This window comes from Nonomuraea sp. CA-143628, assembly GCF_050942315.1.
Classification (GTDB): Bacteria; Actinomycetota; Actinomycetes; order Streptosporangiales; family Streptosporangiaceae; genus Nonomuraea.
In genome coordinates this window covers 6,264,868-6,287,597 of sequence record NZ_CP192072.1, presented here as the reverse complement: position 1 = coordinate 6,287,597, position 22,730 = coordinate 6,264,868, and the positions used below count along the sequence as shown (strand labels likewise).

Here is a 22,730-nt window from a genome sequence, read left to right as displayed (position 1 = left end):
GTTCGCGCGTTCATACCGACGGTATTTTACAAAGCTACCGGCGGTCCGTTACGCTGCCTCCAAGACAAGATACCGCCAGTACGTACCTGAGGCAGGGAAAACTGAAATGACCGACCACAAGCGACTCACCACGCCGTTCGACAAGAACAGCACCGCCGACGAGGTGATCGAAGGCGTCGACCTGTCGGGCAGGCGCGCGATCGTGACCGGCGCCTCGTCGGGCCTGGGTACGGAGACCGCTCGCGCGCTCGCCAGTGCGGGCGCCGACGTCACCCTGGCCGTCCGGAACATGGACGCCGGCCGTGAAGCGGCCGAGGAGATCACGGCGAAGACCGGCAACACCAACGTGCACGTCGCGCGGCTCGACCTCGCCGACCGCGCGTCGATCGCCGCGTTCGCCGACGCCTGGCAGGGCCCCCTGCACATCCTCGTCAACAACGCCGGAATAATGGCCCTGCCGACCCGGCGGCTCAGCCCCGAAGGGTGGGAGCTGCAGTTCGCCACCAACCACCTTGGGCACTTCGCGCTCACGCTCGGCCTGCACGACGCCCTCGCCGCGGCGCGCGGAGCCCGCGTCGTGAACGTCAGCTCCGCCACGCACCACGTGTCCCCGGTGGTCTTGGAGGACATCCATTTCCAGAACCGGCCCTACGACCCCTGGTCCGCCTACGCTCAGTCGAAGACGGCCAATGTCCTCATGGCCGTCGAGGGCGCCAGGCGATGGGCGGGCGACGCGATCCTCGTCAACGCGATCCACCCCGGCGCCATCCTCGAGACCGGACTGGTGCGGCATGTCGAGATGACCCCGGAGCTCCAGGCGCGGATCGACAGCACCGAGTGGAAGACCGTCGGGCAGGGGGCGGCGACATCGGTGTTCGTCGCCTCCTCGCCGCTGGTCGACGGCGTCACCGGACGCTACTTCGGAGACTGCGAGGAAGCCGAGGTGACCGACGACCTTCAGGGGGTCGCCCCGCACGCGCTCGACGAGAGCGACGCCGAACGCCTGTGGGCCGTCTCCACCGCGATGCTCCGCTCCTGAGAGGTCTAGCGGCGTACCTTGAACTTCAGGTGCAGCACCCCTTCCCCCTGAATGACCACGTGGGGATCCTCCAGCAGATGCTGCCCATCGATGCCGCCGAAGTAGCGTTTGCCCGACCCGAACACCACCGGCACCACGTCCATCGCCACCTCGTCGACGAGGCCGGCCGCGAGGATCTGGCCGCCCACCTCGCCGGCGTTCACCCCGATGGTCCGCTCCCCGGCGAGCTCCTGGGCCTTGCCGATCGCGGCCGTCACGTCATCGACGAAATGGTATGACGCCTCAGGGTGCCAGCCCTCGGGCTTGGGCCGGTGGGACACCACGACCACGTGGTCACCCGCGGGCGGCCGGCCCTCCCAGCCGTTCACCAGGTCGAACAGGGTGCGGCCCATCACGATCACGCCGATCGCCGCCCACATCGGCCGGACGTACGCCGCCGACGCGCTGGAGACCTTGAAACGGCTACCGGCTCCGGAATGATCGTACGGCTGGTCGCCGCCTTCGGTGATCGGGATGTCGCCGTTGAAGTACCAATCGTGGAGTGGCCCGACGCCGTCGTTCTCGTCGGCGATGAAACCGTCCACCGACACCACGTTGTGCATGATCACTGTGCCCATAGGGTCCTCCTCAAGCCTTCTCGCGCGTTCGCCTCCGATCTTTTCGCCTCGGAGGGCGGCCGGGCTTGTAAAAAATCACTCAGCGGGCATCGGACCGCTGTCCGGCGGGAACCCCCGTTCGGCGGGGAATCGGCGCCGCAGGGCCAGGTATTCCGTCGGAGTGTGGCCGGTGAAGTCCTTGAACTCCTTGCTGAAGTGGGCCTGGTCGAAGTAGCCCGCCGTCTGGGCGAGCCGCGACCAGTCGACCGGGCGCAGGGCGTCCACGGACAAGATCAGCCGCGCGAAGCGGTAGATCCGCGCCACCCGCTTGGGGGTGACCCCGACGTGAGACTTGAACTGCGCGGCCAGGTGATTGCCGCTCACCCCGGCGGCATCGGCCAGCGCACCGACCGGGACCACGCCGTAGGAGGTCTCCAACCGCCCGCCCGTGTGCTGGACCAGGTCGAGACCGAGCGACGGTGCCTCGGCGAATCGCGATCGCAGCTCCTCCTCCACTACCCCCAGCGCCTCGGTGGCCGATGCGATGTCGCCGACCTGGTTGCGGATCCGGTCCAAGGACCGTTGCCAGACGGCGTCGACCGGCACCCATCGGTTCCGCAGCTCGTTCGCCGGGATGTCGACGAACGGCGAAATCCCCCAGGGCTTGAAGTGCACCCCGACGAGTCGCACCCGTGTGGGGTAGTCGACGAGGAAACGCCTGGTCCACACGCCCATGAACCACCCATCGGTGAACACCGCCGACGGCACCGAAGGGTCGGAGTCCCACAGGCGGACCGGTTCGCCCAGGTTGATGAACAGGTGTGCCGACGGCATCGGCGGGATGTTCATCCGGCGGTGGCGCGGCACCCCGGTCAGGCAGTAGATGTCGTCGATGAACCGGTCGAGTGGTGGGGCGGGCACCCGGTCGATGTATCGCATCAACTCAGTGTGTCGGATCGCTCTCCTGCCCCTCATGACAGCCGACGAAGCCGCGCGCCTGCTGACCGAGGTCGGCGAACTCTCCGCACCGGGCAGTCAACTCGCCTTTGAGCACGGCGGCATCGCCGACTCCGCGCTCCTTGCCCAGACTCGTGGCCTGCCGATGATGGAGGAGTACACATCGCTGTGGAAGGGAGGACTGGGCGAAGACGGTCCCGGCTGGCCATACGCCCGCCACCTTGCCGCGACAGCGAGCGAGGGCCGAGAGTGGTCAGCGGAAGTCGTCGGCGTGGTCCCGCGCCCATTCCGCGAAGGTCTGGGCAGGGTGTCCGGTGAGTTTCTCGACGATGACGGAGGTCTCCGGGACGGTCTCGGCGCCCATCGCCCACGCGCCCATGATCGCCTCCACTCCCATCGCGGGCATCGTCCTGCCCAGGTCGGCCCGCGCCTGTTCGGGTGTGACCACCTCGATCGGGATCTCCCTGCCAATGGCCGCGCCGATGTGCCCGACCTGCTCGCGCAGGGTGAGCGCCTGCGGCCCGTACAACGTGTACGCCTGCCGCCCGTGCCCGTGCTCGGTCAGCGCCATCACCGCGAGCGCGGCCATGTCCCGCTCGCTGACGGGAGCCGTCATCGCCTCCGGGTACGGCAGTCGCACCGCCTCCCCGCCCTTGATCGCCCGCGTCCACCACCATCGGGCGTTGGTCGCGAACATCCCCGGCCGCAGGAAAGTCCAGGACAACCCGGACTCCTCCAGGGCCGACTCCACGATGCGGTGGTCCCGCGCGATCGGATTGCGGTCGGCGCCGGGCTGCACGACCGCCCCGGACGAGAGCAACACCACGTGCCGCACCCCGGCCGAACGGGCGGCCGTCACGAAACCGGCGATGCCCGCGGGCTTGGCATAGAGGAAGACCTGCGAGGCGCCTTCCAGCGCGGCGGGCAATGTTTCCGGCACATCCAGATCCGCCGCTATGTGGGAGGTGTCCGGTGTCCTGCTCGTCAGCCGGACCGGCTTGCCCAAAGCGGCCAGACCCGCGGCGACATGGCGGCCGACACTCCCTCGGGAGCCGAAAACAACCGTGACCATTGTGTGGGGCCTCCCCTGAACCTCGGTGAGCATGCCGTTCCTTTGGCGGCATGCCGCACATCCTACTCAATCAATTAATTGAATGAACCTGCGGGCAAGAGGCTGTGCAAGGGACGAGGCTTACCCGTGAGCGAGCTTCCTCAGGCGAAGTGTGATCACGCCGGAGGATGTGCGCTCAGCCAGGCCGCCGCCCTGCGCGCTGACGCACGGGACAGCCACGCGTCCTGGACCACCTCGGCCAGCTCGTTCCGGGTCAGCTCACCAAGCCGGCCGGCCCGCAGGAGTACCGACGGGTGACCATTGAAGTGCGCGGTGGTGAAGAACTGCGACGCCTCGTCCTGCACCAGTGCCTGCTTGTCCGCCTCGGACTCGACCCAGAAGACGATCACATCCGGATAGCGCTCCCCGGTTTCGGGGTCGACCGCATCCGGCCGTGGGTTGCGAAAGAAGATGAACGACTTACCGCCCACCTGGTAGACCGGATTGCCGCCGGTCCCGTGTACGACGGTGACGTGCGGCATGGCCAGGGCCAGTTCATGCACGTCCTCGACGCGGGCGGGCCGGGTTCCATCATCGTCGGACACACCCCCAGCGTAGGCCCCTTGTTCAGAGTGTGGAGCGAGCCGCACAGCCGCAGCTGCGCCTGATGACCAACGGGGCCTGCGCGGCAAGCGCCTGGGAAATGTCGCCGAACAGCAGCTCTACGGCCTGCTCCGCCATGGCCTGCAGTGGCTGTTCGGTGACGGTCAGCGCCGGAGCGGTGTGGGCGCTCTCCGGCGTACCGTCGAGGCTGATCAGCGCCAGCCCATCGGGGACCGCGAGCCCGCTGGCCCACGCCCCGGACAGGACCCCGATGGCGTGCTCGTCCGTGGCGGTGATCAAGGCGCGCGGCATGGTCCCTTCGGCGATGAGGTGGCGGGTCAAGGCGTCCGCGGCGCCGCGTGAGTAGTCACAGCGCAGGAGTACGGCGTCCGGATCGCCGGTCACGGCCGCGGCCCACGCCTCGCGGCGCACTCCCACCGGCCCTTCGTCGGTGGGGCCGGCCAGGAAGGCGAGGCTCTGGTGCCCGTGCCGGCGCAGGTGTCCGACGGCTTCACGTACGGCGGCCTGGTTGTCGGCCGCCACGACCTGTCCGTGCCCGCCGGGGTGCCCGTGATGGACGTACACGGCCGGTACGCCTGCCGCTTCAGCCTGGGCCGCCACATCTCCCCCTCCGTCCGCGGCGACGATCACCAGCCCGTCGATCTGGGCGGCCAGGAAACGTTCGGTGAGATGCCGCTGGCGCTCCGCCGAGTATCCGGCGTTGCCGACCAGCGTGAGACGGTCGCGCTTCTCGAGCGCCTGCTCGATGTGTCTGGCCAGGGCGCCGAAGTAGGGATTGGACGCGTCGGCCAGCACCAGGCCGACCACGCCGGTCGTACGCGAGCGCAGTGCCCGGGCGATGCGGTTGGGCCGGTAGCACAGCTCGGCCGCGGCCGCCAGGACGCGTTCGCGCGTCGCGGCGGCGACGGGACGCGGACCGTCGTTGATCACATAGCTGACCACCGCCGTCGAGGTCCCCGCCCGGCGGGCCACATCGGCGAGCGTGACGGGCTTGTCTGCGCGTTTCATCATGGCGGTTTACATTCTGCCATCTAATCGATTAGATAGCGTGGTCTAACCGATTAGAGGAAAGGTGAGCAGTGCCGGCTCTTCCCTTGATCATCGACACCGACACCGGGTCGGACGACGCGGTGGCACTGCTGCTGGCCGCCGCCAGCGGTCTGGGCGACATCCGCGCCGTGACCACGGTGGCGGGCAACGTACCCCTGGCGACGGGGACCCGCAACGCGCTCTTTTCCCTGCAGGTGGCCGAGCGCGTCGACATCCCCGTCCATCCGGGATGCGAACGCCCGATGACACGTCCGCCGTCCACCGCCCAGCAGGTGCACGGCCAGGACGGGATGGGCGACATCGGCTTGCCCGACCCGCTGCGGCCGGCCGAGGAGCGGCACGCCGTCGAGGTCCTGCTGTCCGCCCCGCGCGGTCACCCGGGCGAGTTGACGCTGGTCACGCTCGGCCCGCTCACCAATCTCGCGGCCGCGCTGGTCCGCGACCGCGATCTGCTGACCCGCTATCGGCATGTGTACTGCATGGCCGGCGCCGCGGACCTGAGCGGCAACATCACGGCCACCGCCGAGTTCAACGCCTGGGCCGACCCCGAGGCGGCCCGGGTGGTGCTGGAGAGCGCCACACCCGACAAGGTGACCTGGATCGGCTGGGACGTCTCCCGCCGGGACGCCGTCATGACGCCCGAGGACCAGTCCCGGCTGGAGCGGCTCGGTACCCCGATGGCCACCTTCGCCCACCGCGTGAACCGTACTGTCGCCGACTGGGCCCGCGACGTGACCGGTCTGGCCGGATATGACCTCCCCGACCCCATCGCCATGGCCGTGGCGCTGCGGCCCGGGCTGATCACCGAACAGGAGCGGGCCCATGTGGACATCGCCCTCGGCGACGAGACCCGCGGCCAGCTGATCATCGACCGCCGCCGCTCCGCCCCGCCGCCCAATCTGACGCTGGTCCGCCGGGTCGATGAAGCGGGCTTCAAGGACCTGCTGTTCACCACCTGCGCCGGAATCCGCCAAAGCCGACATGACGTGAAAGAGCACCAATGACCGCTGTTTCCGTACCGCGTCACGAACTGCACTGTCATCTCGACGGATCGGTACGCCCCGGCACGGTCGCCGACCTGGCCCGCCACCAGGGCATCGCCTTGACCGCCCCCGTCGAGCAACTGGTCACGGCACCCGCCTCCTGCGGCAGCCTGACGCGCTTCCTCACCTACATCGACCTGCCGCTGCGCGTACTGCAGACCCCTGAGGCCCTCCACCGGGCCGCCCGCGAGCTGGTCGAAGAATGGAGCGCCGACGGCGTGGTCTACGGCGAGGCGCGCTTCGCCCCGCAGTTGCACGGCCATCGCGGCATGACTCAGGACGAGGCGGTCCAAGCCGTCGCCGAGGGGCTGGCGGCGGGGCGGCAGGCCACCGGCGTACGCACTGGGCTGCTGCTGTGCTGCCTGCGGCACCAGACACCCGACGAGAGCCTCGCCGTCGCCGAGACGGCGCTGCGGCACCGCGACAAAGTGGCCGGACTCGACCTCGCGGGCGATGAGCGGCTGTACCCCGCGACCCCGCACCGGGCCGCCTTCGATCTCGCTCACGGGGCGGGACTCCCGTGTACGGTCCATGCCGGCGAGGCGGCGGGCGCCGACAGCATGTGGGAGGCGATCGACGTGCTCGGCGCGCGCCGGATCGGCCACGGCGTCAGGTGCGTCGGCGAGCACGCGCTCCTCGAGCGGCTGCGGCGCGACGGCATCGCCTTGGAGATGTGCCCGACGAGCAATGTGCTCACCGGCGCGGTCTCCAGCCTCCAGGCGCATCCCGCGCCCCGGTTGCTGGCCGACGGGCTGGCCGTCACCATCAGCACCGACGCGCGCACCACCTCCGGGACCACCGTGTCCCAGGAGTTCGACCAGCTGCGCGCGGCGACCGGGTGGACGGCCGAGCAGGACAGGCTCGCGCAGGAGCACGCGGCCGCCGCGGCCTTCGCCCTGTGATCGGCGGGGTGGCTCAGGACCGCCCCTGGGGATCACCGTTGATGAGGTCGATGAGTCCGAACGGTGCGCGGTCGCCAAGGCAGAGGTCCAGCATTTCGTGGGCGTCGGCGTAGAAGGACTCGGTACGCGGGAACAGCTCCTTCTCGTAGGCGGTGAGCGCCGCTTCGATGTCGTCGGGGTGCGCGGCGATCGCCTTGGCGAGTTCGGCGCCGTCGAACATCGCCAGGTTCGCGCCGTCGCCTGACGGCGGCATCAGGTGCGCGGCATCGCCGAGGAGCGTCACCCCGGGCACGCGATCCCATCGGTGTCCGTCCGGGAGCGTGTGGATCATGCGCGCGACCGGAGCGGTCTCGCCGTCGGTGATCAGCGCGGTGAGTTCCGGCGCCCACCCGTCGAACTCGGCCGCGACCCGCGCGGTCACGGCGGCGGCATCGGTGAAGTCGAGGTCGGCGATCCACTCGGCGGGGCGGTTCAGCTCGATGTAGGTGTGCAGGATGTTCCCCGCCTCGCGGTGCGCGATGATCCCCTTTCCCGGGGTCAGCGCGTACATCGCGCCGACACCGACCACCTCGGCCGTCGCGGGGTGCCGCTCGTCGGCGTCGTAGAGGTAGGTGTCGATGAAGGTCGTGCCGGTGTACTCGGGCTCGGCGTCGGACAGCAGCGGGCGGATCTTCGACCAGGCGCCGTCGGCACCCACGAGCAGGCCGCTGGTCACGCTCGCGCCGTCGGCGAAGGTCACCTCGTGCCGGCCGTCGCCGAGGGGCCGGACACCGGTGACCTTGCGCCCCCACTGGACCGTCTGGCCGGGCAGGGAGTCGAGCAGGATCCGGCGCAGGTCTCCGCGGAGCACTTCGGGACGCCGTGCCATGCCGTCGTCGGGGGCCTCTAACAGCGGCTTGCCGTGCTGGTCGAGGACGCGAAGCGCCTCGGCGCCTTCGTGGATGATCGCGCGGAACTCGTCGGTGAGACCGGCGTCGGCGAGCGCGCGCTGCCCGTCTTCCTCGTGGATGTCGAGCTGGCCGCCCTGTGTACGGGACATCGGCGAGGGGTCGGCCTCGTAGACCGTCGCGGGGATGCCGTGGACGTGCAGGACCCGGGCGAGGGTCAGGCCGCCGAGGCCGGCGCCGACGATGGCGATCGGGTGGTGGCTGATGTTCATGGGCTTCCTCGTTTCCGTACGGGCGACTGCCCGGACACCTATATGGATCGGCGTTCCATAAGTAATATGGAACGCCGATCCAGGATGTGTCAAAATGAAGTCATGCCACGGACACGCGGAAGAGCACCCACCGGGGGACGCGCCGGCGCCCTTTCGCGAGAGGTGATCGTCGACGCGGCCGTCGCGCTGCTGGACGAGCACGGCGAGCGCGGACTCACCTTCCGGCTGCTGGCCAAACAGCTGAACACCGGACCCGGCGCGCTCTACTGGCACATGACGAACAAGGACGAGCTCGTCGCCCTGGCCGCCGACCAGGTGCTCGGCCACGCCTTCGCCGCGGTTCCGCGCCCCGAGGAAGGCGGCGGGCTGAGAGCGCTCGCCATCGCCGTCTTCGATGCCCTCGATCGGCATCCGTGGGCGGCCTCCCACGTCACCGCGCCGGCCACGCTGGCGAACGCGCTGCGCCTGCTCGACCGCATCGGCACCCTTGTCGCACGAACCGGGCTGCCCGCCGGACGCCATTTCGCGGTCGCCACCGCGATCTCCTACTACATCACCGGCGTCAGCGCCCAGATCATCACCCCGCGCGCTGCCCTCGACGCGGCCACCAGCCGCGACGCCTACCTCGCGCAAACCGCCGAAAGCTGGGCAGAGCTCGACCCCGCCGACTACCCCTTCCTGGCGCGTAGCACCACGGACCTGCGCGAGCACGACGACCGCGACCAGTTCATCACCGGCCTCGACCTGCTCCTGGACGGCCTGAATGCGACCGCCGACCCGCCCCCGCCCGCGTGATGCCGCGCTTCAGACGATTCCGTGTCCCGTTGACCCCGAAGGATGTGCCCGGTGCGCGCCCACGACCTGCTTGCCGCCTTTCCCGTGGTCGGTCTCGACTCTCCCGTGATCGACGCGGCCAGGATGCTCGCCGAGCAGGGTCTGCCCGGCATCATCGTGGTGGACGACGACGGCGCGCCGTTCACGATCCTGCCCGGCACCCAGGTGCTGCGGCTGGCCGTGCCCGGCTATTGCCAGGACGATCCGGCGCTGGCCCGGGTGGTGGACGAGGCGCACGCCGACACCTTCCTGAACGCGCTGGAGGGCCGCACCATCCGCGAGGTCCTGCCACGGGACCGGCGCGAGTTGCCGGTCACCGACCCCGATGCCACCGTCCTGGAGCTGGCCGCGTTGATGGCCCGCACCCACAGCCCCCTGGTCGCGATCGTCACCGATGGGCGCCTGCTGGGCGCGGTGACGCTGCGGGCGCTGCTGGACCGGGTGCTCGGAGCGTGAGCGTGCTGGCTTGGGTGAGTGTGGCGGTGTTCCTGGCCGCGTACACATTGATCGCCACGGAGAAGGTCCACCGGGTCGCCGCCGCGCTCGGCGGCGCCGGGATCATGCTGGCCGTCCACGCCACGGGCGCGAAGACGGCGTTCTTCTCCGAGCACACCGGGATCGACTGGAACGTCATCTTCCTGCTGCTCGGCATGATGGTCATCGTCGGCGTACTGAAGGAGACGGGCGTCTTCGAGTACCTGGCGATCTGGGCCGCCAAGCGCGCTCGCGGGCGGCCGTTCCGGCTGATGGCGCAGCTGGTGCTGATCACCGCCGGCGTCTCCGCGCTGCTCGACAACGTGACCACGGTGCTGCTGATCGCGCCGGTGACCTTCCTGGTGTGCGAGCGGCTCGCCGTCAACCCGGCACCGTTCCTGATCGCGAGGCGATGGCCTCCAACATCGGCGGCACGGCCACCCTGGTCGGCGACCCACCCAACATCATCATCGCCAGCCGCGGGGGCCTGAGCTTCAACGACTTCCTCATCCACATGGCACCGATGGTCATCGTGCTGATGGCGGTGTTCGTCGGGCTGTGCTGGCTGATGTTCGGCCGCTCGTTCCGCTACGACCCCGAACGCGCCAGTGAGATCATGGCGCTGGACGAGCGGGAGGCGATCGCCGACCACAGGCTGCTGTGGCAGTCGCTGGTCGTGCTGGTGATGGTGATGGCGGCGTTCGTGCTGCATCCGGTGCTGCACTACGAGCCGTCGGTGGTCGCGCTGCTCGGCGCGGGTGTGCTGGTGGCCGCGACCAAGGTGACCACCGAGCAGGCCATCGCCGAGGTGGAGTGGCCCACGCTGGTGTTCTTCGCCGGGCTGTTCGTCATGGTCGGCGCGCTGGTCGAGACCGGCGTCATCGGCCGGCTGTCCCAGGCCGCCGCCGCGGCGACCGGCGGACAGCTGGCACCGGCCACCATGGGCATCCTGGGCGCCTCGGCCGTGCTGTCGGCCATCGTCGACAACATCCCCTACGTGGCGACGATGAGCCCGATCGTGTCGGACCTCGTGCAGGCGGGCGGCGGCAGCGGGCCCGGACAGGTGCTGTGGTGGGCGCTGGCCTTCGGCGCCGACCTGGGCGGCAACGCCACCGCCGTCGGAGCCGCCGCCAACGTGGTCGTGCTCGGCATCGCCGCCCGTAACGGCACTCCCATCAGCTTCTGGCAGTTCACCAAGTACGGCCTGATCGTCACCGCGGTCACCGTCACACTGGTCGCGCCCTACCTGTGGCTGCGCTACCTCACGTGACAAGTACGGAAGCATCAGCATTCGGGGTGAACCGAGAGCGAACGCCGCCCGCACCCCGCTGACCAGCAGTCGGGCCGCCCAAACCGCAGGTCAGCGGGCGCGGGCCGCCAGTACCTGCAGGTCAGCAGTTGGGCCGCCCAAACCCGCTGGCCAGCAGACGGCAGGATGCCACATGCTCTCTGCGAGGCTCAGGACGCCGAGCCGCGCTCGGCCAGGCCGGTCAGGCGGCACAGCGCGGTGAATCCGTCCTCGGTGCCCGGCCAGTGGCGCCGCACCGCCTGAAGCCCGGCGCGGCGGACCACCGAGCGCAGCACCGCCGTGACGATGATCGCGTCGTCGGCGTAGCCCAGGACCGGGATGAAGTCGGGCACAAGGTCGAGAGGCATGGCCAGGTAGGCCAGCAGCAGCCCCAGACGTACCCGCACCCCGCGTGGCAGCTCGCGGTCGGCGGCCAGGCGGCGCACCAGCCGCAGCACGTCGGGCAGCAGCCGCAACGCCTCGCGCAGCAGCCCGCCACGCGGCCGGAGGACTGCCAGTGCCGCGATCAGCGCCAGCCAGGTGACCAGCAGCGCGACGGCAACTCCGATCAGCAGATCCCATCCCCACCAGCCGGTCATGCCCGCTCCCCCGTTCCGTTCTCCGCGACCGTGAGATCGCTCTCGCTAACGGGCGCCTCGGCCGCAGTCCGCGCCGGCACGGTGAGGCTGGCCTCCGTGGCCGGTGATTCGGCCGCGAGCGCGTCCTGCTCGAAGGCGGCCAGGTCGGCCGCGGCCTCCTCGACACCGGCTCGCGCCGCCGCGCCGGCCGGGGCGGCGAAGTAGTCGCGGGCGGCGATCTTGCCCAGCCAGGAGCGGAAGCGCTCCAGGTCGGCCTCCGACTCCTCGACCTCGGCGTAGGTGGCCCTGCCGAGCTCCCGCTCGCGCGCCAGCTCCTGCCGGAAGGCGGGCAGGCGCTCCAGTACCTCGGCGTACTCGGTGTCTCGGGCGGCGTTGAACTCGCCGATGACCTGCCGCTCCTCGGCCTGATCGGTCAGCGCCACGTGCAGGAGGCGGCCGGTGCCGCCCTGCTGACGTACCCGGTCGAGCAAGCGGCGCACCTGCCGCAGGGTCTGCTCACGTTCGGGCAGCAGGCACACCGACTGCTGCAGATACAGCGCGCCCAGCGAGCGCAGCTTGCGCCACACCTGCACCCGCAGCGTGGGGGCGGCTCCCGCCGTGGACACGCTGATCAACAACCAGCCCTGCTCGTCCGTGCCCTCCGTCACGCGCCCATGTTACATCCGTAACAATCGGCGGCAACGAACAGCTCCAGCGAGATGGGCTCTGGCATCACGGCTGGCTCTCCCTGATCGCCGAGTCGCATCACCGCCACCCTTCGCCACCCTTCGCCGCCGTTCGCCGCCGTTCGCGGCCAGGCCTACACCGGCCGTCGAAAGCCGCCACCACGGGAATCCGCCCAGGTCAGAGACCGATCAGCAACAACACGCCGGCCGCCACCAGCCCGACCTCCACCGCCACGACGAACACGCCGTCGCTGACCCGGGCGACGATCTTCTTGCCCAGCCAGGCGCCGGCCAGCGTGGCCGGGGTCAGGGCCGCGCCGTAGGCCAGGACGCGCCAGCCGAGCAGATCTCCGGCACCATAAGCGGCGATCTTGGCCAGGTGCATGACCAGGGCGCTGGCCGCTTCGGCGCCGATGTAGGCGGCTCGCGTCAGGCCGTACGCCAGGAAGAACGGCGCGGTGAGCGGTCCGACCGAGCCCAGCAGCGCCGAGCCGAGACCGGAGGCCGCCCCGACCGCCGCGAAGGCCGGGTCGGCCGGCGAGCGGGGATGGGGACGCAGGCGCCGCCAGGCGACCACGACCAGCAGGAAGACGCCCAGCAGCCGCTTGAGCGGCCCCAGCGGAGCGTGCGCCAGCAGCAGGCCGCCGGCCACGGCCAGCGGGACGGCGCCGAGGGCGAACCAGCCCACCAGTGGCCGGCGCAGCTCACGCCGGTTGAGCACGACGCGGGAGCCGTTGCTGGCCAGTTGGGTGAGCGTCAGCATCGGCACCGCCACGCGTAACCCGAACAACGCGGTGAAGACCGGCAGCAGCAGCACCCCACCGCCGAATCCGGCCACCGCTGAGACCACCGCCAGCACGAACGCCGCCGCGCACGCGGCGGCCAGCGTCAGCGCGAACGTGCCGTCGATCACCGACCTCAACCCGAACGCGACATCCGGCGTCCACGCGAACACAGCATCGATCACTACCGGGCTCAGCCCGTCACCGCATGGGCCAGCGCGAACCCGAACACGCCCGCGCCCAGGCCGCCGGCCACGCTGGCCACCACATTGGCCCAGGCGACGAAGCGAGCTCCGTCCTGGGCCAGCCGCAGGGTCTCATAGCTGAAGGTGGAGTAGGTGGTCAGCGCGCCGCAGAACCCGGCGCCGGCGAAGGCCAGCACCGCGCCGTCGGAGGGCAGTCCGGCCAGGAAGCCCAGCAGCGCCGATCCGGCCAGGTTGACGGTGAAGGTGCCCCACGGGAACAGGGAATCGTGGCGCGCCTGGACGAACCGGTCGGCCAGGTAGCGCAGCGGCGCGCCGATCGCCGCGCCGAGAGCGACCAGCGCCACTGTCAGCGGGCCGCTCACTGGGCCTGCCCGCTGCCGGGGCGGCCGACGTAGCGGATCACCTCGACCTCGTCCAGGATGACCAGCCCCTCAGAGATCAGCTCGTCCAGCTGCGGCAGAAAGGCCCGGATCCGTTCGGCGGCATCGACGATGACGACCGACACCGGCAAGTCCCCCGACAGCGACAGGATGCGCGAGGTGTGGATGTGGTTGGAGGCGCCGTAGCCCTCCATGCCGCGAAAGACGCTCGCGCCGGCCAGCCCGGCCGCATGCGCGCGATGGACGATCTCGTGGTACAGCGGCTTGTGGTGCCAGGTGTCGGTGTCGCCGACGTAGATGGTCAGCCGTAGCGCCGCTCCGGCCAGTTTCATGCCCGCCTGCTCTTTCCGGCGCACCAGCGGGCCGCGGCGCTGCCGGCCCATACCGCGGTCAAGGCCAGCACGGGGGTCAGCGCCAGGTACGCCAGCGCCATGCGAGCCGCGTCGCCCTCCAGCAGCTGGCTGGTCTCCAGGATGTACGTGGAGAAGGTGGTGAACCCGCCCAGCACGCCGACGCCCAGCAGCGGGCGCACCCATCCGGGCGCCGACCAGACCTCGGTGATGGCCACCATGAGCACCCCGATCAGCAGACACCCGGCGGTGTTGACGGCCAGCGTCGTCCACGGAAAAGCCCCGGCCTGGCGCGGAAAGGCCACACCCAGGCCGTAGCGGGCCAGCGCACCCGCCCCGCCACCGAGCGCGATCACTCCCAGCGTCGCCCACGGAGCCCGGCGCAGCTCGGCACGCTGGGCGGCCACGCGTAGGTCGACATCGGCGTCCACGGGACGCTCCGTTTCGGGACGGGACATGAAGATCCTCCTACCAGCAGCACAGAACAACCTCTGGTAGGGACCGTTGGCGGCTGGGTGCCACGGTTACCCGCCACCGGATCGACGGCGAGGCGGTGGGCCCCACCACCGCGACCTCCCCCAGGGAGGTTCTCCTCGACTATACCGATCGGCCCGAACAGGACCTGGCGGCGACCTCTCGGACCTGGCCCTTTTCAGCGTCGACAGCTGCCCCGGGCTCGGGCGGGTTCCGGATGCGATCAACGCAGTGTTCTTGCTCGTCCCGAGCGGCGTTCACACGGCGTTCAGCGGGCTCTTCGAGGCTTGCGGGTCGGCACCCTAACTGCACCACGAAAGGCTCCATCGTGAGGAACAACAAGGACGAACAGGCCGAGTCGGCCGGGCTTTCCCGGCGGCGGCTGGTCAAGTACGCCGGTGTCGGGGCGACGCTGGCCGCCGCGGCTCCCCTGGTGGGCGGCACCGCCGCGCAGGCCGACGACGAGCGCTCCTTCGGCAACGGCGCCGGCAACGGCCGGATGTGGCGGGCGGGCGATCACCACGTCCACTCGGAGTACAGCGGTGAGTTCGACACCAAGACCAACCCGCCGACCTTCCACAAGGGCGCCGACGCGGTCTACCCGATCGTCACCAACGCCATCATGGCCAAGTATTTCGGGTTGACCTGGGCGATGTGCACCGACCACGGCGGCCCGACGCATTCCAAGGTGAACCTGGAGCAGGCCTACCCCGACCTGCTGCGCTCGCGGGTGCTCGTGCCCGAGGTCCTGCAGTTCTGGGGCATGGAGTTCGACGCGCCTGCGCTGGACCACCACACGCTGATGATCCCGCACCACGCCGACGAGGCGCGGCAGCTGTTCGAGCTGGAGAGTCGCTTCGCCAAGCATGACGCCTTCCCTGCCGACGCGGGCCGCGACACCGAGGCCAAGATGGTGGAGTTCCTCAAGGCCGCCCGCGGCATGGGGCAGAAGCCGCTGGTGATCGCGCACCACGCGGCGCGTTCGGCGACCGGGCTGGGGGTGTGGGGTCAGGACACTCCGCGCGAGTTCCGCAACGGCAACAACGTCGCCCCCGACGTGTACGTGGGATTCGAGGGCGCCCCCGGGCACCAGGCCGGCCCGCTGAACGGCGGCGCCCGCGGCGGATACGGCAACCACCCCACCTACGGCGGCTTCGACCAGATGACCGCACGGGTCGGCGGCCTGTGGGACTCGCTGCTGGGCGAGGGCCGGCACTGGTGGATCACGGCCACCTCCGACTCGCACGTGCACTGGACCCGTGGCGGTTCGGACTTCTGGCCGGGCGAGTACAGCAAGACGTACGTGATGGCGCGCCAGGACTACGGCGACATCATGGACGCCCTGCGCAACGGCCGCATCTTCGTCACCACCGGGGACCTGATCACCGCTCTCGACGTCACCGCCGGCAACCAGGGCCGCCAGGCCACCGTGGGCGAGACGCTGGTGGTCAACCGGCGCGACCGCACCGACGTCGAGGTCGAGATCCGGTTCCGGCCGCTGGAGGGCAAGAACGGCAACGGCGAACGCCCGGAGGTGCGGCGCGTCGACCTCATCACCGGACAGGTGAGCGGCGTCAGCGCCAACCTGGACGCCGACACCAACCCCACCACCAAGGTCGTGGCGCGCTTCGGCCCGGGCGACTGGCGCCAGCAGGGCAAGGACTACGTCATCCGGCACACGCTGCGCGACGTGCAGACTGACAGCTACCTGCGGGTACGCGGCACCGGCACCGACGAGATGGAGCCGGCGGCCGACGGCAAGGAGAGCCCGTGGCAGGACCTGTGGTTCTACTCCAACCCCGTCTTCATCCGCGTCCGCTGACTCGCTGACCCTCTGACGTGGGCGGTCCCGCGTACCACGCGGGACCGCCGCGTCCGCACGATCAGCGGCGTGGTGCCCTCTTCACCGGTCGGGGGCCGGTCCCCATAGCGGCGTGGTGCTCTCTCGCCGGTCGGGGGCCGGTCCCCATGGCGGCGTGGGTCTTTTCAACGGTGCGGGGCCGGGTTACGTTCGCGTTCGGCGAGACTCGGGGATCGTCTGCCTTCCCGTTCCTGTCCCACAGGGGGAATCCGAATGCGCAGAGTCATCACTATTCTGATCACCGCGCTCTCCGTGACCATCGCCATGGCCGTGCCCGCCAACGCCGGCGGCCTGGACGACGTCTTCGCCAAGCTGCTGGTCAAGCAGGTCAAGGGGACGAACGTCGCCAAGCACCTGCAGGCCCTGCAGGCCATCGCCACCGCCCATGGCGGCATCCGCGCGACCGGCACCAGCGGCTACGACGCCTCCCGCGACTACGTGGCGAACAAGCTGCGCAAGGCCGGATACAAGGTCACGCGGCAGCCGATCAACTTCGTCGAGAGCTGGGCCGAGAACGCCCCGCCGACACTGGCGCTCACCGCGCCGAGCGCGAAGACGTACGTACCGAACGAGGACTTCCTCACCTTCCAGCCCTCCCCGCCGGGCGAGGTGACCGCGCAGGTCCAGGGTGTGGACCTCACGCTGCCACCCACCCCGACGCCGACCTCGACCAGCGGCTGCGAAGCGGCGGACTTCGCCGGGTTCGTGACCGGCCGTATCGCGCTCGTCCAGCGCGGCACCTGCCCGTTCGTCAATAAGGTGCAGAACGCGGCCGCGGCGGGCGCGACCGGGCTCATCATCTTCAACGAGGGCCAGCCGGGTCGTACCGACGCGTTCCCGCTGGACATCGGCGAGTGGCGGGGCGGGATCCCCATGGTGTTCGCCGACTTCGCCGTGGGCAACGAGCTCGCGAGCACGCCTGGTGCGACGGTACACCTCAAGGTCGACGCCAACCTCGTGCTCGGCAGCACGGACAACGTGATCGCCGAGACCCGCTTGGGCGACCCGCGCGACGTCGTCATGGTGGGCGCGCACCTCGACAGCGTGACGGCGGGGCCCGGCATCAACGACAACGGCTCGGGCAGCGCGGCGATCCTGGAGGTCGCCGAGGAGATGGCGCTGTACCCGGTCAAGAACAAGGTCCGCTTCGCCTTCTGGGCGGCCGAGGAGATCGGGCTGCTCGGTTCCGATCAGTACGTCGGGTCGTTGTCGCAGGCGCAGCGGGACCGCATCCGGGTGTATCTGAACTTCGACATGGTGGGCTCGCCGAACTACGCCTACAAGCTGTACGACGGGGACAACTCCGACAACGTCGGCTCCCCCGCCGGTCCGCCCGGTTCGGCCGAGATCGAGAAGCAGCTGGCGGCGTTCTACGGCTCCCGTGGCCTGCCCACGGTGGGCACGGACTTCGACGGGCGTTCGGACTACGGGCCGTTCATCGCGGTCGGGATCCCGGCCGGCGGCATCTTCACCGGTGCCGAGGGGATCAAGACGGCCGCGGAGGCGGCGCTGTTCGGCGGGACGGCCGGGGTCGCCTACGACGCCTGCTACCACCAGGCGTGCGACACCATCGCCAACATCAACGCCACGGCGCTGGACGTGGACGCGGACGCCATCGCCGATTCCGTCGCCCGATACGCCTTCAACCTGCGCTCCATCCCGCCGCGAGTGGCACCCGCCACCAGCCGTGCGCGCTTCACCGCGCCAACCTCTGACTTTCTTGATGTGTTGACGCGAACGGGAGGAAAGGATACGTTCCGGTAGATTTCACGGTTGTCCAAGGGAAATCCGGTGAGATGCCGGTGCGGACGCGCCACTGTATCCGGGACGTAGATCCCGGGAGCCAGGTCGCTTGGACCTCCGTGACCTCATTTGTTGGGACGCGTCATCCCTGAGGAGGCACTGATGAGTGGTCTGTCCGCTCCTACCGTCATTCCGTTCCCCCGTCTGCGGCTGTGGTTGCTGGCCGTACCGGTTCTGCTGCTGATCGCCTACCTGGTGCTGATGGACAACGGCGCCATCTCGCAGACGGGTGCGTACCTGCACGAACTCATGCACGACGGGCGTCACCTGCTCGGCGTGCCCTGCCACTAGACCTCGGCATGGTACGCACCCTGCTGGTCAGGGGCCTGCTTCTGGGCCTGCTGGCCGGATTGATCGCGGGCGGCTTCGCCTTCGCCTTCGGGGAACCGCAGGTGGACAGTGCCATCGCACTGGAACAGGCGCACGCCGCGCAGGAACCTGGCCATGACCACGGCGATCTCGGCGAGGAGGAGCTGGTCAGCAGGCCGGGCCAGAAGGCCGGGCTCTTCCTCGCCACCGGCCTGTACGGGCTGGCCGTGGGAGGGGTCTTCGCCCTGGTGTACGCGGGTCTGCGGGGCCGGGTCGGTCCACGGTCGGAGGGCGGGCTGGCGCTCGCCGCCGCCGGGTCGGCGTTCGGGGCGATGATCCTCGTACCGTTCGTGAAATATCCGGCCAATCCGCCGGCTGTCGGAGACCCGGAAACGATCAACAGCCGGACCGCCCTCTATTTCGTGATGATCCTTGTCGGGCTGGCCGCGATCGCGATCGCGGTGGCGACCGCGCGCCGGGTGACCGCCGGGCCATGGGCGCGGTGGGTCGCGGCCGGGGTCGCGTATCTGGTCCCGGTGGTCGCCGCGTGGCTGCTGCTGCCGACCGTGGACGAGGTGCCCGAGGGTTTTCCCGCCACGCTGCTGTGGCAGTTCAGGCTCGTGTCGTTAGGGACGCAGCTCGTTTTCTGGACGGCCTTCGGTGTGCTGTTCGGGTGGGTGAGCGACAGGGCGGCGCGGCGGGCGGCGGCCGTACCCGCGACCGCCGTCTCGCCGGGCTGAGCCGGCGTGCTGTTCGTCCGGCACGCCAGTACGCCGGGAATGCGGACCGCCTGCTTTCCCGGGGCCGATGAGGACGCCGACGCGGCGAGCCTGGCCAGAGCGCACGACTTGGCCAGCGCACACGGCCTGGCCAGCGCCCATGGCCTCGCCTCGGTCGTGGCCGAGTCGGTGGCGGCCGGTTCGGTGGCGGCCGGTTCGGTGGCGGCCGGTTCGGTGGCGGCCGACTCAGCGGCGGCCGACTCAGCGGTGGCCAGCGCGGTGGTGGCCGGGTCGGTGGCGTGGGTCGCTCCCAGTGTCGCGGCGCGGCAGACCGCCGCCGCGCTCGGCTGGGAACCGTGCGTGGTCACCGCGCTCGCCGAGGCGGATCACGGCCGATGGCGCGGCCTGCCGTACGGGCGGGTCGCGCGGGAGGAGCCGGACGCGCTGGCGAGCTGGCTGGCGGATCCGGACGCGGCGCCGCACGGCGGGGAGAGCCTGGCCGTGCTGGCGGCGCGGGTGGCCGGCTGGCTCGACTCGGTACGCGGGGAGCCCGAGGCGGTCGCCGTCTGCGACGCGGGCGCCATCCGGGCGGCGCTCGGCCACGCGCTGGGGCTGGACCCGGTGCGCGCCGCCCGTTTCGATCTCGCGCCGCTGTCCGTCACCGAGCTGACCGTCACACGAGGCGGCTGGCGGGTCGCCCACGTCAACCGGAAGATCCTTAACCGGAAGATCCTTGTCGTGAACGTACGGAAGGTCCTGTCTTGATCGTCTCGTATCCGTTCAGCGCCGTCGTCGGGCTCGACGACCTGAAGCTGGCGCTGGTGCTCAACGCCGTCTCGCCACGGGTGGGCGGTGTGCTGGTACGGGGTGAGAAGGGCACCGCCAAGTCCACCATCGTGCGCGCGCTGGCCGCCCAGTTGCCCCCGGTGAACGTGGTGCCCGGCTGCCGGTTCGCCTGCGATCCGGCCGCGCCCGATGCCGAGTGCCCGGATGGCCCGCACGAGCCGGACGCCCAAGGGCTCCGCCGTCCGGCCGCGTTGGTGGAGCTGCCGGTGGGCGCGTCGGAGGACCGCCTGGCCGGCTCGCTCGACGTGGAGCGGGCGCTGACGGAGGGGGTGAAGGCGTTCGAGCCGGGCCTGCTGGCGGCCGCGCATCGCGGCGTCCTGTACGTGGACGAGGTGAACCTGCTGCACGACCACCTGGTCGACCTGCTGCTGGACGCGGCGGCCCTGGGGACGTGCTACGTGGAGCGGGAGTCGGTCTCGGTCCGGCATCCGGCCCGGTTCCTGCTGGTCGGGACCATGAACCCGGAGGAGGGTGAGCTGCGGCCGCAGTTGCTGGACCGGTTCGGGCTGACGGTGGAGGTGAAGGCGTCCAGGGATCCGGTGGAGCGCGCCGAGGTGGTACGACGCCGGCTGGCCTTCGACGCGGACGGCGAGAAGTTCGCGGCCCGGTGGGCGGCCGAGGAAGCGGCACTGGCGGCCAGGATCGCCCAGGCTCGCGGCCGGGTGTCCGGCGTCCGGCTGCCCGACGCGCGACTGCGGCAGATCGCGACGGTGTGCGCGGCCTTCGAGGTGGACGGCTTGCGGGCCGACCTGGTCACGGCGAACGCCGCCATCGCCCATGCCGCCTGGCATGGGCGCGAGAGAGTGACGACCGAGGATGTACGGGCGGCTGCCCGCCTGTCGCTGCCGCATCGGCGGCGGCGCGACCCCTTCGACGCGCCGGGACTGGACGAGTCGCTGCTCGACGAGTTGCTGGAGAGCACGTCGGAGGATGAGGAACCGGACGATCCGGAGGGTCCCGGTGGCGGAGGCCCTGACGCCTCCGGGCCTCCTGACCTTTCCGGGCCTGGGGAGGACGGCGGTCCGGCGGGCGCCTCGCCACCGGCCGGTGACAGCGAAACGCCGACGCGGGATCAGCCGACCGGACCCCCTGATGGCCGGCTGCCGGATGGTGATCGCGCATCGGATGCCGGATGGATGCCGGATGGCGGCCGCGTACTGGATGACAGCTGGATGCCGGGCGACGAGGGGTCGGCGAAGCAGCCAACCGGTGCCGGGCAGTCACCGGACGTCGAGAGCGCACGCGAGCAGGAGCCGCCGGGCCGGGTGGCCGGGCTGGCGGCGCCGTACCGGGTGCCGTTGCTTCAGGTACCCGGGATCGGCGAGGGCGTGGCGGGGCGGCGCTCACGCTCGCGCACCACACGCGGCCGGGCCACCGCCGCACGCCGCCCCGGCGGACGGGTCCGCGATCTCCACGTGATGGCGACGATGCTGGCGGCGGCGCCGCACCAGGTGACGCGCGGGCGTACCGGTCCCGGGCTGGTGCTGTGCCAGGACGACCTGCGCGAGGTGGTGCGCGAGGGCAGGGAGGGCAACCTCGTGCTGTTCGTGGTGGACGCCAGTGGCTCGATGGCGGCCCGCCGGCGGATGAGCGCCGTCAAGACGGCGGTGCTCAGCCTGCTGCTCGACGCCTACCAGCGGCGCGACAAGGTCGGCCTGGTCACCTTCCGTGGCGCGGGCGCCGTGCTGGCGCTGCCGCCGACCTCGTCGGTGGAGGCGGGCGCGGCCCGACTGCGCTCGCTGCCGACCGGCGGCCGTACCCCGTTGGCGGCGGGGCTGGTGCGGGCGGCGGAGGTGCTGCGCGTGGAGCGGCTGCGCGACCCGGCACGGCGGCCGCTGCTGGTGCTGGTGACCGACGGGCGGGTGACGGCGGGCGGCGATGTGGAGCGGGCCGCCGCCCTGCTGGACGGTACGGCGAGCGTGGTCGTGGACTGCGAGAGCGGCCCGGTGCGGCTGGGCCTGGCGGCCCGGCTGGCGGTACGGCTGCGGGCACGCCTCGTCTCGCTCGACGCGCTCTCCGATCTGAGTTCGGTCGTACGCGATCACCGGAATCTGGGCTCGGCCGTACGCGATCACCGGGCCGTACGCGATCATCGGAAGGCGGTCTGATCATGCCGCAGGGGAAGCCCGCCACCGTGCCCGACGACGGTCTCACGACCCGGCAGCGCCGGACGAGGCCGCTGCTGATCGTGCACACCGGGCCGGGCAAGGGGAAGTCGACGGCCGCGTTCGGGATGGCGTTGCGCGCCTGGAACCAGGGGTGGCCGATCGGGGTGTTCCAGTTCGTGAAGTCGGCCAAGTGGCGCATCGGCGAAGAACGCGCGCTCAAGGTGCTCGGCGACACGGCCGAGGGCGGCTCGGTGACCTGGCACAAGATGGGCGAGGGCTGGTCGTGGATCCAGCGCCCCGGCACCGAGGAGGATCACGCGGCCGACGCCCGTGAGGGCTGGGCGCAGATCAAACGCGACCTGGCGGCCGAGACGTACCGGTTCTACGTGCTGGACGAGTTCACCTATCCGCTGAAGTGGGGGTGGCTCGATCTGGACGACGTGCTGGAGACGCTCGCCGGGCGGCCGGGCAACCAGCACCTGGTGATCACCGGCAGGGACGCGCCCGAGCGGCTGGTCGAACTCGCCGATCTGGTGACGGAGATGGGCAAGGTACGTCATCCCATGGACGCCGGGCAGAAGGGTCAGAAAGGCATCGAGTGGTAGTGCCGC

The 22,730-nt window shown here is 70.7% G+C and carries 24 protein-coding genes, 1 pseudogene and 1 riboswitch; of the genes and pseudogenes, 13 read left to right on the top strand and 12 right to left on the bottom strand.

Translation table 11 applies throughout. The annotated features are described in order from the left end of the window. Window positions 1-106: 106 nt before the first annotated feature. Window positions 107-1,039 (top strand): SDR family NAD(P)-dependent oxidoreductase, encoded by a 933-nt coding sequence (locus ACQP2T_RS28745; RefSeq protein WP_433519159.1) that lies wholly within the window; start codon window positions 107-109, stop codon window positions 1,037-1,039. A 5-nt stretch (window positions 1,040-1,044) separates the two neighbouring features. On the opposite strand, the gene ACQP2T_RS28740 is transcribed toward ACQP2T_RS28745, so the two are convergent. The 5 genes from ACQP2T_RS28740 to ACQP2T_RS28720 form a co-directional block, all read right to left on the bottom strand. Next, window positions 1,045-1,656 (bottom strand): dihydrofolate reductase family protein, encoded by a 612-nt coding sequence (locus ACQP2T_RS28740; protein WP_433519158.1) that lies wholly within the window; start codon window positions 1,654-1,656, stop codon window positions 1,045-1,047. A gap of 75 nt (window positions 1,657-1,731) precedes the next feature. Continuing rightward, window positions 1,732-2,574: a DUF6597 domain-containing transcriptional factor gene (locus ACQP2T_RS28735; RefSeq protein WP_433519157.1), complete on the bottom strand. Its 843-nt coding sequence runs from the start codon at window positions 2,572-2,574 to the stop codon at window positions 1,732-1,734. A gap of 271 nt (window positions 2,575-2,845) precedes the next feature. Next, window positions 2,846-3,664: an NAD(P)H-binding protein gene (locus tag ACQP2T_RS28730; protein WP_433519156.1), complete on the bottom strand. Its 819-nt coding sequence runs from the start codon at window positions 3,662-3,664 to the stop codon at window positions 2,846-2,848. A gap of 155 nt (window positions 3,665-3,819) precedes the next feature. Further along, the gene (locus ACQP2T_RS28725; protein WP_433519155.1) at window positions 3,820-4,248 is read right to left on the bottom strand and encodes an MmcQ/YjbR family DNA-binding protein; all 429 of its coding nucleotides are present in this window, start codon (window positions 4,246-4,248) and stop codon (window positions 3,820-3,822) included. A gap of 22 nt (window positions 4,249-4,270) precedes the next feature. Beyond that, complete coding sequence (locus ACQP2T_RS28720) at window positions 4,271-5,278, bottom strand: LacI family DNA-binding transcriptional regulator (protein ID WP_433519154.1); 1,008 nt, start codon at window positions 5,276-5,278, stop codon at window positions 4,271-4,273. A gap of 68 nt (window positions 5,279-5,346) precedes the next feature. On the opposite strand from ACQP2T_RS28720, the gene ACQP2T_RS28715 reads away from it, so the two are divergent. Together ACQP2T_RS28715 and add are read left to right on the top strand one after the other, a co-directional pair. Next, window positions 5,347-6,321 (top strand): nucleoside hydrolase, encoded by a 975-nt coding sequence (locus ACQP2T_RS28715; RefSeq protein ID WP_433519153.1) that lies wholly within the window; start codon window positions 5,347-5,349, stop codon window positions 6,319-6,321. Next, window positions 6,318-7,262 (top strand): adenosine deaminase, encoded by a 945-nt coding sequence (add, locus tag ACQP2T_RS28710; RefSeq protein WP_433519152.1) that lies wholly within the window; start codon window positions 6,318-6,320, stop codon window positions 7,260-7,262. Before ACQP2T_RS28715 ends, add begins: the two co-directional genes overlap by 4 nt. Window positions 7,263-7,275: 13 nt before the next feature. On the opposite strand, the gene ACQP2T_RS28705 is transcribed toward add, so the two are convergent. Continuing rightward, on the bottom strand, window positions 7,276-8,421 hold the full coding sequence (locus tag ACQP2T_RS28705; RefSeq protein WP_433519151.1) for an FAD-dependent oxidoreductase: 1,146 nt from the start codon (window positions 8,419-8,421) through the stop codon (window positions 7,276-7,278). A gap of 102 nt (window positions 8,422-8,523) precedes the next feature. On the opposite strand from ACQP2T_RS28705, the gene ACQP2T_RS28700 reads away from it, so the two are divergent. The 3 genes and pseudogenes from ACQP2T_RS28700 (at window position 8,524) to ACQP2T_RS28690 (ending at window position 10,999) form a co-directional block, all read left to right on the top strand. Next, complete coding sequence (locus ACQP2T_RS28700) at window positions 8,524-9,216, top strand: TetR/AcrR family transcriptional regulator (RefSeq protein WP_433519150.1); 693 nt, start codon at window positions 8,524-8,526, stop codon at window positions 9,214-9,216. 42 nt (window positions 9,217-9,258) lie between these two features. After that, the gene (locus tag ACQP2T_RS28695; protein WP_433519149.1) at window positions 9,259-9,711 is read left to right on the top strand and encodes a CBS domain-containing protein; all 453 of its coding nucleotides are present in this window, start codon (window positions 9,259-9,261) and stop codon (window positions 9,709-9,711) included. Continuing rightward, window positions 9,708-10,999: pseudogene (locus ACQP2T_RS28690) on the top strand (ArsB/NhaD family transporter). Before ACQP2T_RS28695 ends, ACQP2T_RS28690 begins: the two are co-directional and overlap by 4 nt. A gap of 188 nt (window positions 11,000-11,187) precedes the next feature. On the opposite strand, the gene ACQP2T_RS28685 reads toward ACQP2T_RS28690, so the two are convergent. The 6 genes from ACQP2T_RS28685 to crcB all read right to left on the bottom strand — a co-directional run bounded on the left by ACQP2T_RS28685 (window position 11,188) and on the right by crcB (window position 14,457). Then, window positions 11,188-11,616: a YkvA family protein gene (locus ACQP2T_RS28685; protein ID WP_357960458.1), complete on the bottom strand. Its 429-nt coding sequence runs from the start codon at window positions 11,614-11,616 to the stop codon at window positions 11,188-11,190. Next, on the bottom strand, window positions 11,613-12,263 hold the full coding sequence (locus ACQP2T_RS28680; protein WP_433519148.1) for a Chromate resistance protein ChrB: 651 nt from the start codon (window positions 12,261-12,263) through the stop codon (window positions 11,613-11,615). Before ACQP2T_RS28680 ends, ACQP2T_RS28685 begins: the two co-directional genes overlap by 4 nt. Window positions 12,264-12,459: 196 nt before the next feature. Continuing rightward, window positions 12,460-13,248, bottom strand: coding sequence for a sulfite exporter TauE/SafE family protein (locus tag ACQP2T_RS28675; protein ID WP_433519147.1), 789 nt, complete (start codon window positions 13,246-13,248; stop codon window positions 12,460-12,462). Window positions 13,249-13,256: 8 nt separating this feature from the next. After that, entirely contained in the window at window positions 13,257-13,619 is a 363-nt protein-coding gene (locus ACQP2T_RS28670) for a fluoride efflux transporter FluC (RefSeq protein WP_433519844.1), read from the bottom strand. An 8-nt stretch (window positions 13,620-13,627) separates the two neighbouring features. After that, window positions 13,628-13,981 (bottom strand): DUF190 domain-containing protein, encoded by a 354-nt coding sequence (locus ACQP2T_RS28665; protein WP_433519146.1) that lies wholly within the window; start codon window positions 13,979-13,981, stop codon window positions 13,628-13,630. Then, entirely contained in the window at window positions 13,978-14,457 is a 480-nt protein-coding gene (crcB, locus tag ACQP2T_RS28660; protein ID WP_433519145.1) for a fluoride efflux transporter CrcB, read from the bottom strand. The genes ACQP2T_RS28665 and crcB overlap by 4 nt, the downstream gene beginning before the upstream one ends. A 344-nt stretch (window positions 14,458-14,801) precedes the next feature. On the opposite strand from crcB, the gene ACQP2T_RS28655 reads away from it, so the two are divergent. From ACQP2T_RS28655 to cobO, 7 genes are all read left to right on the top strand, one after another. After that, on the top strand, window positions 14,802-16,295 hold the full coding sequence (locus ACQP2T_RS28655) for a phosphoesterase (RefSeq protein WP_433519144.1): 1,494 nt from the start codon (window positions 14,802-14,804) through the stop codon (window positions 16,293-16,295). A 252-nt stretch (window positions 16,296-16,547) separates the two neighbouring features. Continuing rightward, on the top strand, window positions 16,548-18,098 hold the full coding sequence (locus ACQP2T_RS28650; RefSeq protein WP_433519143.1) for a M28 family peptidase: 1,551 nt from the start codon (window positions 16,548-16,550) through the stop codon (window positions 18,096-18,098). Beyond that, window positions 18,090-18,238: riboswitch (adenosylcobalamin (AdoCbl) riboswitch) on the top strand. Its footprint overlaps the gene before it by 9 nt. Before the next feature lies 1 nt (window position 18,239). Further along, entirely contained in the window at window positions 18,240-18,428 is a 189-nt protein-coding gene (locus tag ACQP2T_RS28645) for a CbtB domain-containing protein (RefSeq protein WP_358449916.1), read from the top strand. 8 nt (window positions 18,429-18,436) lie between these two features. Then, window positions 18,437-19,186 carry a CbtA family protein gene (locus ACQP2T_RS28640; RefSeq protein WP_433519142.1) on the top strand — a complete coding sequence of 250 codons (750 nt, stop codon included), beginning with the start codon at window positions 18,437-18,439 and terminating at the stop codon, window positions 19,184-19,186. A 6-nt stretch (window positions 19,187-19,192) separates the two neighbouring features. Then, on the top strand, window positions 19,193-19,930 hold the full coding sequence (locus tag ACQP2T_RS28635; RefSeq protein ID WP_433519141.1) for a histidine phosphatase family protein: 738 nt from the start codon (window positions 19,193-19,195) through the stop codon (window positions 19,928-19,930). Next, window positions 19,927-22,119 (top strand): VWA domain-containing protein, encoded by a 2,193-nt coding sequence (locus tag ACQP2T_RS28630; RefSeq protein ID WP_433519140.1) that lies wholly within the window; start codon window positions 19,927-19,929, stop codon window positions 22,117-22,119. The genes ACQP2T_RS28635 and ACQP2T_RS28630 overlap by 4 nt, the downstream gene beginning before the upstream one ends. 2 nt (window positions 22,120-22,121) lie before the next feature. Next, complete coding sequence (gene cobO / locus ACQP2T_RS28625; protein ID WP_357960427.1) at window positions 22,122-22,724, top strand: cob(I)yrinic acid a,c-diamide adenosyltransferase; 603 nt, start codon at window positions 22,122-22,124, stop codon at window positions 22,722-22,724. The last annotated feature ends 6 nt before the right edge of the window (window positions 22,725-22,730 follow it).

Coding starts and splice junctions, on each gene's coding strand:
- ACQP2T_RS28720 (WP_433519154.1), bottom strand. CDS start 5,278: ATGATGAAACGCGCAGACAAGCCCGTCACGCTCGCCGATGTGGCCCGC.
- ACQP2T_RS28735 (WP_433519157.1), bottom strand. CDS start 2,574: ATGCGATACATCGACCGGGTGCCCGCCCCACCACTCGACCGGTTCATC.
- crcB (WP_433519145.1), bottom strand. CDS start 14,457: ATGTCCCGTCCCGAAACGGAGCGTCCCGTGGACGCCGATGTCGACCTA.
- add (WP_433519152.1), top strand. CDS start 6,318: ATGACCGCTGTTTCCGTACCGCGTCACGAACTGCACTGTCATCTCGAC.
- cobO (WP_357960427.1), top strand. CDS start 22,122: ATGCCGCAGGGGAAGCCCGCCACCGTGCCCGACGACGGTCTCACGACC.
- ACQP2T_RS28700 (WP_433519150.1), top strand. CDS start 8,524: ATGCCACGGACACGCGGAAGAGCACCCACCGGGGGACGCGCCGGCGCC.
- ACQP2T_RS28740 (WP_433519158.1), bottom strand. CDS start 1,656: ATGGGCACAGTGATCATGCACAACGTGGTGTCGGTGGACGGTTTCATC.
- ACQP2T_RS28705 (WP_433519151.1), bottom strand. CDS start 8,421: ATGAACATCAGCCACCACCCGATCGCCATCGTCGGCGCCGGCCTCGGC.
- ACQP2T_RS28745 (WP_433519159.1), top strand. CDS start 107: ATGACCGACCACAAGCGACTCACCACGCCGTTCGACAAGAACAGCACC.
- ACQP2T_RS28640 (WP_433519142.1), top strand. CDS start 18,437: ATGGTACGCACCCTGCTGGTCAGGGGCCTGCTTCTGGGCCTGCTGGCC.
- ACQP2T_RS28645 (WP_358449916.1), top strand. CDS start 18,240: ATGAGTGGTCTGTCCGCTCCTACCGTCATTCCGTTCCCCCGTCTGCGG.
- ACQP2T_RS28665 (WP_433519146.1), bottom strand. CDS start 13,981: ATGAAACTGGCCGGAGCGGCGCTACGGCTGACCATCTACGTCGGCGAC.
- ACQP2T_RS28650 (WP_433519143.1), top strand. CDS start 16,548: ATGCGCAGAGTCATCACTATTCTGATCACCGCGCTCTCCGTGACCATC.
- ACQP2T_RS28730 (WP_433519156.1), bottom strand. CDS start 3,664: ATGGTCACGGTTGTTTTCGGCTCCCGAGGGAGTGTCGGCCGCCATGTC.
- ACQP2T_RS28685 (WP_357960458.1), bottom strand. CDS start 11,616: ATGACCGGCTGGTGGGGATGGGATCTGCTGATCGGAGTTGCCGTCGCG.
- ACQP2T_RS28695 (WP_433519149.1), top strand. CDS start 9,259: ATGTGCCCGGTGCGCGCCCACGACCTGCTTGCCGCCTTTCCCGTGGTC.